The organism is Micromonospora sp. NPDC005171, from assembly GCF_040608575.1.
In the GTDB taxonomy this organism is placed as follows: Bacteria; Actinomycetota; Actinomycetes; order Mycobacteriales; family Micromonosporaceae; genus Micromonospora.
On sequence record NZ_JBEXIM010000030.1, the window covers coordinates 63,228 to 70,295 of the forward strand.

5 protein-coding genes are annotated in these 7,068 nt (G+C 71.6%); 3 read left to right on the forward strand and 2 right to left on the reverse strand.

Translation table 11 applies throughout. From position 1 onward, the window contains the following. Positions 1 to 164: 164 nt before the first annotated feature. The gene (locus ABZU74_RS26195) at positions 165 to 1,622 is read right to left on the reverse strand and encodes an ATP-binding protein (protein WP_355428903.1); all 1,458 of its coding nucleotides are present in this window, start codon (positions 1,620 to 1,622) and stop codon (positions 165 to 167) included. A gap of 99 nt (positions 1,623 to 1,721) precedes the next feature. Then, positions 1,722 to 3,380 carry an FAD-dependent oxidoreductase gene (locus tag ABZU74_RS26200; RefSeq protein ID WP_355428906.1) on the reverse strand — a complete coding sequence of 553 codons (1,659 nt, stop codon included), beginning with the start codon at positions 3,378 to 3,380 and terminating at the stop codon, positions 1,722 to 1,724. A 151-nt stretch (positions 3,381 to 3,531) separates the two neighbouring features. Between ABZU74_RS26200 and ABZU74_RS26205 the strand changes: the two genes are divergently transcribed. The 3 genes from ABZU74_RS26205 to ABZU74_RS26215 all read left to right on the forward strand — a co-directional run bounded on the left by ABZU74_RS26205 (position 3,532) and on the right by ABZU74_RS26215 (position 6,949). Further along, on the forward strand, positions 3,532 to 5,760 hold the full coding sequence (locus tag ABZU74_RS26205) for a hypothetical protein (protein ID WP_355428909.1): 2,229 nt from the start codon (positions 3,532 to 3,534) through the stop codon (positions 5,758 to 5,760). Positions 5,761 to 5,803: 43 nt separating this feature from the next. Beyond that, entirely contained in the window at positions 5,804 to 6,295 is a 492-nt protein-coding gene (gene smpB, locus ABZU74_RS26210) for an SsrA-binding protein SmpB (protein ID WP_124856073.1), read from the forward strand. Positions 6,296 to 6,556: 261 nt separating this feature from the next. Next, positions 6,557 to 6,949 carry an SCO5389 family protein gene (locus ABZU74_RS26215; protein ID WP_238679284.1) on the forward strand — a complete coding sequence of 131 codons (393 nt, stop codon included), beginning with the start codon at positions 6,557 to 6,559 and terminating at the stop codon, positions 6,947 to 6,949. Positions 6,950 to 7,068 lie beyond the last annotated feature (119 nt).

Sequence of the window (7,068 nt, forward strand, 5' to 3'; positions counted from 1 at the left end):
AGATCGCGCTCGATCCTTGTTGTAGTGGCCTCAGCAACCGCCGAGGCCACTACTTCCTGGATCGAGCACGATCTTGCGGTGCGGTGCGGTGCGGTGCGGTGCGGTGCGGTGCCGGGCGGGGCGGGGGGCGCCGCCTGACGCCCGCCCGGGACCGCCTGCTGCCGCTAGGTGGTCGGCAGGTCGTGGGGCGCGTCCGGTGGACCCTCGCTGATCGGCAGCAGGACCCGGAAGGTGGTACGGCCCGGCTCGGTCTCCACCCGGATGTCGCCGTGGTGTTTGTGCACCACGATCCGGTACGAGATGTCCAGCCCCAGTCCGGTGCCCGCGCCGACCGGCTTCGTGGTGAAGAACGGCTCGAAGATGCGCGGACGCACCTCCGGCGGAATGCCCGGTCCGGTGTCGGTGATCTCCACCGTCAGTTGGTCGCCCACCCGTCCGGTGCGGACGGTCAGCACACCCTTCTCCCCCATCGCGCCCAACGCGTTGTCGATCAGGTTCGTCCACACCTGGTTCAGCTCGGCCGCGTACGCGGGGACCGGCGGGAGACCCCGGTCGTACTCGCGGACCAGCTTGACCTCGGCGGGAATCTTGCCCTTGAACATCACCAGCGTCGCGTCGAGCAGGTCGTGCACGTCCACCACCCGGTGTGGCGCGCGATCCAGCTGCGAGTACTGCTTGGCGGCGTCGACGAGCCCGGAGATCCGGGTGACCGCGTCGCCGATCTCCCGCATCAGCAGCTCGGTGTCGACGGTGTAGGTGAGCCAACGCACCGCCGCCTCCAGGTCCGCGGCCCCGACCGCGGCCTTCACCTGCGCCAACCACGCCGCGTCGAGCCCACCGCCGACCAGGATCGGCGCCAGGTCCCAGGCGCCGCCGACCCCGTGTTCCTCCAGCCAGTCGGTGAGGATGTCCTCGGCGTCGGCGGTGGCCATCGGGGTCAACTTCGGCGCGGTGGCCACCCGGGCGACCGCCTCCTCCTGCAACGCGACCAGGCCGTGCAGGGCGCGCCCGTCGAGCCGCCCGTCGGCGATCATGGCCAGCTTGTGCCGCATCCCGGCGACCCGGTCCCGCAGGACCGACGTGGCCCGCACCGCCGCCGCCGCCGGGTTGTTCAGCTCATGGGTCAGCCCCGCCGAGAGCGAACCGAGGGCCAGCAGCCGCTCCCGCTCACCGACGATGGCCTGACTGTCCCGCATCCCGAAGAACAGCCCCTCCAACAGGTGCATGGGCATCGGGAACCAGGACCGCAGGGCGTACGCGAAGTCCTCCGCCGGCAGCACGAAGAAGTCCGCATCGGTCACCGCCCGCAGACTGTTGCGGTAGATCTGGTCGACCTGATCACCCAGGTACGCCTGGACGGCCCCGCCGTACACCCCGCGCTGTTCGGTCCGGCTGACCTCGACGTCGTCGCCGCGCACCTGACGACTCAACGCCACCGCGCCGCGCAGCAGCACGAAGAAGCAGGTCGCGGGCTCACCCTCGCCGTACACGAGGGTGCCGCCGGCGCGCTGCTCGACCCGGCCGCGCTCGGCCAGCCAGTCGAGCTGCCCGTCGTCGAGCGACTCGAACAGGAACAGGGTGCGCAACTGGGCCGGGGTCAGCCGGTCAGACTCGGTGGTCACGGGGACTCCTTCGCTCGAGACTGGGCTCGCAGAACCGGCTCACCGAGCCACCTTCCGTTCGCAACCGCCGGGCCCGCAAACCCGGCTCGCTCCTCGCGCTCACTGGGCTTCCAGGTAGCGGTGCACCAGCGACACCGCCATCGCGCCCTCGCCGACGGCCGAGGCGACCCGCTTGACCGACTCGGCCCGCACGTCCCCGGCGGCGAACACGCCCGGGACGCTGGTCTCCAGGTGGTACGGGTCGCGCGACAGCGACCAGCCGGCCGGTCGCCGCCCCCCGGTGAGGAGATCCGGGCCGGTCACGATGAAGCCACGCCCGTCGCGGACCAGCACCCCGTCCAGCCAGTCGGTGCGGGGCTCCGCGCCGATGAAGATGAACAGCCAGGAGGTGTCGACCGAGCGGGCCTCCCCGGTGCGGGTGTCGCAGAGGGTGAGCCGTTCCAGGTGGTCCTCCCCCGCACCGCCGACCACGGCGGTGTGCGGGTGCACGGTGATCTTGTCGATCCGCTCCAACTGGTCGATCAGGTAACGCGACATCGAGGCGGTCAGGTCCGCACCCCGGATGAGCAGGTGCACCCTCGACGCGTACCGGGAGAAGTGGACCGCCGCCTGACCGGCGGAGTTGGCCCCGCCGACGATGTAGACGTCCTGCTCGACGCAGCTCGGCGCCTCGGTGGCGGCGGCGCCGTAGAAGACTCCCCGCCCGGTGAAGTCGGCCAACCCCGGGGCGTCGAGCACCCGGTACGACACACCGGTGGCCAGCACCACGGTGTGCGCGGCGATCTCGGTGCCGTCGCCGAAGCGCAGCAGCCGGGCGCCGCCGGCCTCGCTGAGACCGACCACCTCCCGGGCGCTGAGCAGCTCGGCGCCGAACTTGACGGCCTGCCGCCGGGCCCGATCGGTCAACTGCGCGCCGGACACACCGTCCGGGAAGCCCAGGTAGTTTTCGATCCGGCTGCTCTGCCCGGCCTGACCGCCGGTCGCCCGTCGCTCGACGAGCACGGTGCGCAGCCCCTCCGACGCGCCGTACACGGCGGAGCCGAGACCGGCGGGCCCGCCGCCGATCACCACCAGGTCGTAGAAGTCACACGCCGGCACCACCGTCAACCCGGCCAGGGCGGCCAGCTCGGCCTCGCTCGGGGCGACCAACGCCTTGCCCTCGGGCGTCACCACGAGGGGCACGTCCGCCTCGGTGGCCCCGGCAGCGTCGAGCAGCCGGACGCCCTCCGGGTCGTCGGACAACAACCACCGGTACGGCACCAGGTTGCGGGCCAGGAAGTCGCGGACCTTGAACGACGGCGCCGACCAGCGGTGCCCGACGACCCGGATCTCGGCGCTGGCCGCGTCCGGGGTGGCCGCCCACGCCTCCAACAGCCCGTCGACGACCGGGTACAGCTTCTCCTCCGGCGGATGCCACGGCTTGAGCAGGTAGTGGTCCAGGTCGACCACGTTGATGGCCTCGATCGCGGCGTCGGTGTCCGCGTACGCGGTGAGCAGCACCCGGCGGGCGGCCGGGAAGATGTCCATCGCCGCTTCCAGAAACTCGACGCCGGTCATCTCCGGCATCCGGTGATCGGCCAGCAGCAGCGCCACCTGTTCGCCGCGCAGCTTGACCTCACGCAGCGCGTCCAACGCCTCCGGGCCGGAGGACGCCCGCAACACCCGATAGCGGTCGCCGTAGCGGCGCCGGATGTCCCGGGCGACCGCCCGGGACACCACGGGGTCGTCGTCGACGGTCAGGATCACCGGGTTCGCCATGGCGCCATGAAATCACCTGTCGAGGGTCGACCGCACCATCGCCCGGGCCCGGCCCACGGTTGATCGCCTCCGAGGTGGGTAAGCGGGGGAGCCGCGCGGGTGGCCGGACATCGACGACCCGCCCGGTTGCCGCGCACAACTCGGGGGGCCCATGGCGGACGCGACACCGACCGGACCGACGACGTCGGGCGGGATCGTGGAGCTGCGGGTGCATGGTGTCTCCGGCGCGGGCGCGGACCAGGTGCTGGACCGGCCGCACGTGCACCAGGTCGCCGGGGACCGCAGCGGAGGGTTCTACCGGCCGCGTCCCGGCTATCCGGACTCCACCGGGACGGACGGGGTGACGCTGGAGGCGTACCGCTGGAGTGACCTGCCGTCCGGCACGGCCGTGCGGACGTTGTCGCTGGTCTTCCTGCTGCCGTTCATGCTCTGCAACGTGGCGCTCTGGATGCGCCCGGCCAACACCGCGTCGAAGCGCGGCTTCATGGCGCTGTGCCGGGTGCTCGCGCTCACTCTCACAGCGCTCTACGTGCTCTCCATCGTCGGAGTGGCGCTGGACCTGATCGCGTGGCGCTGCATGGACACCCCGTCGTGCCTGGCCGGCCGGAGCTGGCTGTCCTGGCTCGGCGGGCGTCCGCCCGGGCTGCGCCTGGGTGTGCTGGCGCTCGTGCCGGTCGGCGCCATCGGGCTCGTCTGGTGGCTGGGCGCTCGCCCGAGCCATTCGTTCGACGCGTTCCGGACGCCGTCGATGTCACCGTCGAAACACCAGTTGAGCGCAGTCGGCCAGTGGGACGGCGAGCCGCTGGTGGGTCGGCTGCGCTCGGTCCACGTCGCGGCGGCGTTCGCCACGTTGAACGGCAGCCTGCTGGCCGCGCGAGCCAGCCAGCACTCCTCGCGGGTGATGGTGATCCTGCTGACGGCCACCTTGGCGGTGCTGCTGAGCTGCCTGGTCCTGGTCACCGTCGTGCCGAGCATCGACCGCGCCGGCCCGGCGCCCCGGGTCGACAGCGTCTTCCGCGGGCTGCGCACCATCACGTGCGGTCTGACGATGCTGGTGATCGTGCACGTCGTCATCAGCCCGGCACCGTGGCCACAAGGCGGTTCGCTGCCCGGTTACGGCGCGACCGTGGCCTGGCTGTTCGTCAGCCAGACCGTGCTGGTGGTCGCGCTCGCCGTGCTGGTGATCTGGCGGCGGGGTTCTGGGCAGCGCAGGTCACCGCTGCGCGCGTTGGGAGCGCCGGTCTTCATGACGATCTCGGCCGGGCTCGCCGTGGCGTTCTCGGCCGAGCTGGTCTACCGGGTGGCGGACCTGCTCGATCGCGAGGGGACGACCGCGGACGGCCTGGAGACCAGCCCTCCCCTGGCGTACAAGTGGGCGATCTTCGGGTTTTTCCTGGCGGTGGTGACCGCTCTGCTGGTGGCCGGCCTGGTCACCAGGATGACCCGGCGCGGGCGGCGACGGGCCGCGCGGGCGATCGTGGCCGCCGACTTCCCGCACGCGCCGCCGCAGGCGGCGGCGCGGGTGCGGCGGGTCGAGCAGGCGGTGGCCCGGGCCCGTTTCACCGAACGGTTGGAACCGCTCTCCGTGGTGTACGCCGGCCTGGCGGCGCTCGGCCTGGCCACCAGCCTGCTCGGCCTGCTCCAACTCCTACCCGGCGACGTGGTGCAGCGCTATGTCGGAGTGCCGGAAGACATGGTCAACTTCCTGATCGGCTCGGGCAGCTACGTGATCGCCGCGATCCTGCTCGGTCTGGTGGTGGGAGGCATCTTCGCGTACCGGACAGCGCTGTTCCGCCGGTACGTGGGGGTGCTCTGGGATCTGGGCACCTTCTGGCCCCGGGCGGCGCACCCGTTCGCGCCGCCCTGCTACGCCGAGCGGGCCGTGCCGGAGTTGGCCAAGCGGATCACCTACCTGGTGGAGCAGGGGCAGGGCGTGCTGCTGGCCGGACACAGTCACGGCTCGGTGCTGCTCGCCGCCACGGTTCTGCAACTGCCCACCCGGATCACCGAACGGGTCGCCCTGCTGACCTACGGGTCACCGCTGGGCCGGCTGTACTCCCGGCTGTTCCCGGCGTACGCCGACGAGCCGGCGCTGCGGGAGATCGGCGAACGGGTCGGCTGGCGCTGGATCAACCTGTGGCGCGACACCGACCCGATCGGCGGTTGGATCTTCGCCTCCCACCGGCCCGGGGAGACCGAGACACTGACCGGGCCGGCCGCGACGGTGGACCGGCGGTTGACCGACCCGCAGGACGTGGTGCCGGCGCCCAGCGACAGTGTTCCCCCACCGCTGCTGGGACACTGGCCGTGTGAGTCGCAGGAGGCGTTCACGGACGCGGAACGGGACCTGACCGCGCGACTACGTCCGGCGCGCGGCTGAGCCGGCCGGTACGACCGCTACGGCGGCCGGATATCGTCGCCTGGTGACCCCGTCCAAGCCGCCCGCACGCCGATTGATCGCCTCGAACAAAAAGGCCCGGCACGAGTACACGGTGCTGCGCACGTACGAGGCGGGCATCGTACTGGTCGGCACCGAGGTGAAGTCGCTGCGCGAGGGGCGGGCCTCACTGGTGGACGCGTTCGCGCACGAACGCGACGGCGAGATCGTGCTGTACGGCCTGCACATCGCCGAGTACGCCTACGGCACGTGGACCAACCACGCCCCGCGCCGCAACCGCAAGCTGCTGCTGCACCGGGCCGAGATCGACCGGATCCTGGACAAGGTCCGCGAGGGCGGGGTGACCCTCGTTCCGCTGTCGATGTACTTCGAGAACGGCTTCGCCAAGGTCGAGTTGGCCCTCGCCAAGGGCAAGCGCTCCTACGACAAGCGGCAGACGCTGGCCGAGCGCGACGCCAACCGGGAGATCGCCCGCGAGCTGGGCCGGCACCTCAAAGGCCACCCCCGCAGGCCCTGACTCCCTCGCGTTCGCCCGGGACACGATTTCGCACGCGCTCTTAGCGGGGCTGCCTTCGCGGGCTCTCTTCGCATGCGCCGTTGCAGGCGCCGCGTGCGGTCGCCTCCGCGCAGGCCCATCGCGGGCTCTGTTCGCATGCGCTTCGCGGGTGGGTCGCGGCGTGGCGCGCCGGGACATCGTTGACGTCGTCCACGAGACGTGGTCTGCTCAGTCGACGCCGTTACTGAAAACGGCAACCATTAGCTAAAGCGGAGGAGAACCATGTCGCTCACCGTCCCGCCCGCCCTGCTCGACGCCGCCGAACGCGGCCCCGTCGACGACGAGGCGTTCATCGCCTGCGTCCGTGACTCGCTGCCGTACGCCTGGGCCACCGTCAGCCGGGTGGTCGCCGAACTGGAGGCCGGCGACGCCGACCTGGCCGACAACGTCGTCCCGCCGCCCACCGACGCCGACCGGGGTCAACTGCTCCGCGCCCTGGCGAGCGACGCGATCCGCGCCGGCCTCGAGCGGCATTTCGGCGTACGCCTGGCCTTCCAGAACTGCCACCGCGTCGCCGCGTTCCGCCCGTCAGCCGTCGACAGCGAGCGCTACCGCCGCTTCGTGTCGACCCGTGGCCAACTGCTCAACCAGTCCCCCGAACTCCGCAACTGCTGACCCGCGGCGGGGGGGGGGGGGCCCCCCCCGCCCCCCCCCCCCCCCCCCCCCCCCCCCCCCCCCCCCCAAACACAAACCAAAAAAAAAAAAAAAAAAAAAAAATAAATATTTCGGAGAGG

Coding starts and splice junctions, on each gene's coding strand:
- ABZU74_RS26215 (WP_238679284.1), top strand. CDS start 6,557: ATGTCGCTCACCGTCCCGCCCGCCCTGCTCGACGCCGCCGAACGCGGC.
- ABZU74_RS26200 (WP_355428906.1), bottom strand. CDS start 3,380: ATGGCGAACCCGGTGATCCTGACCGTCGACGACGACCCCGTGGTGTCC.
- ABZU74_RS26205 (WP_355428909.1), top strand. CDS start 3,532: ATGGCGGACGCGACACCGACCGGACCGACGACGTCGGGCGGGATCGTG.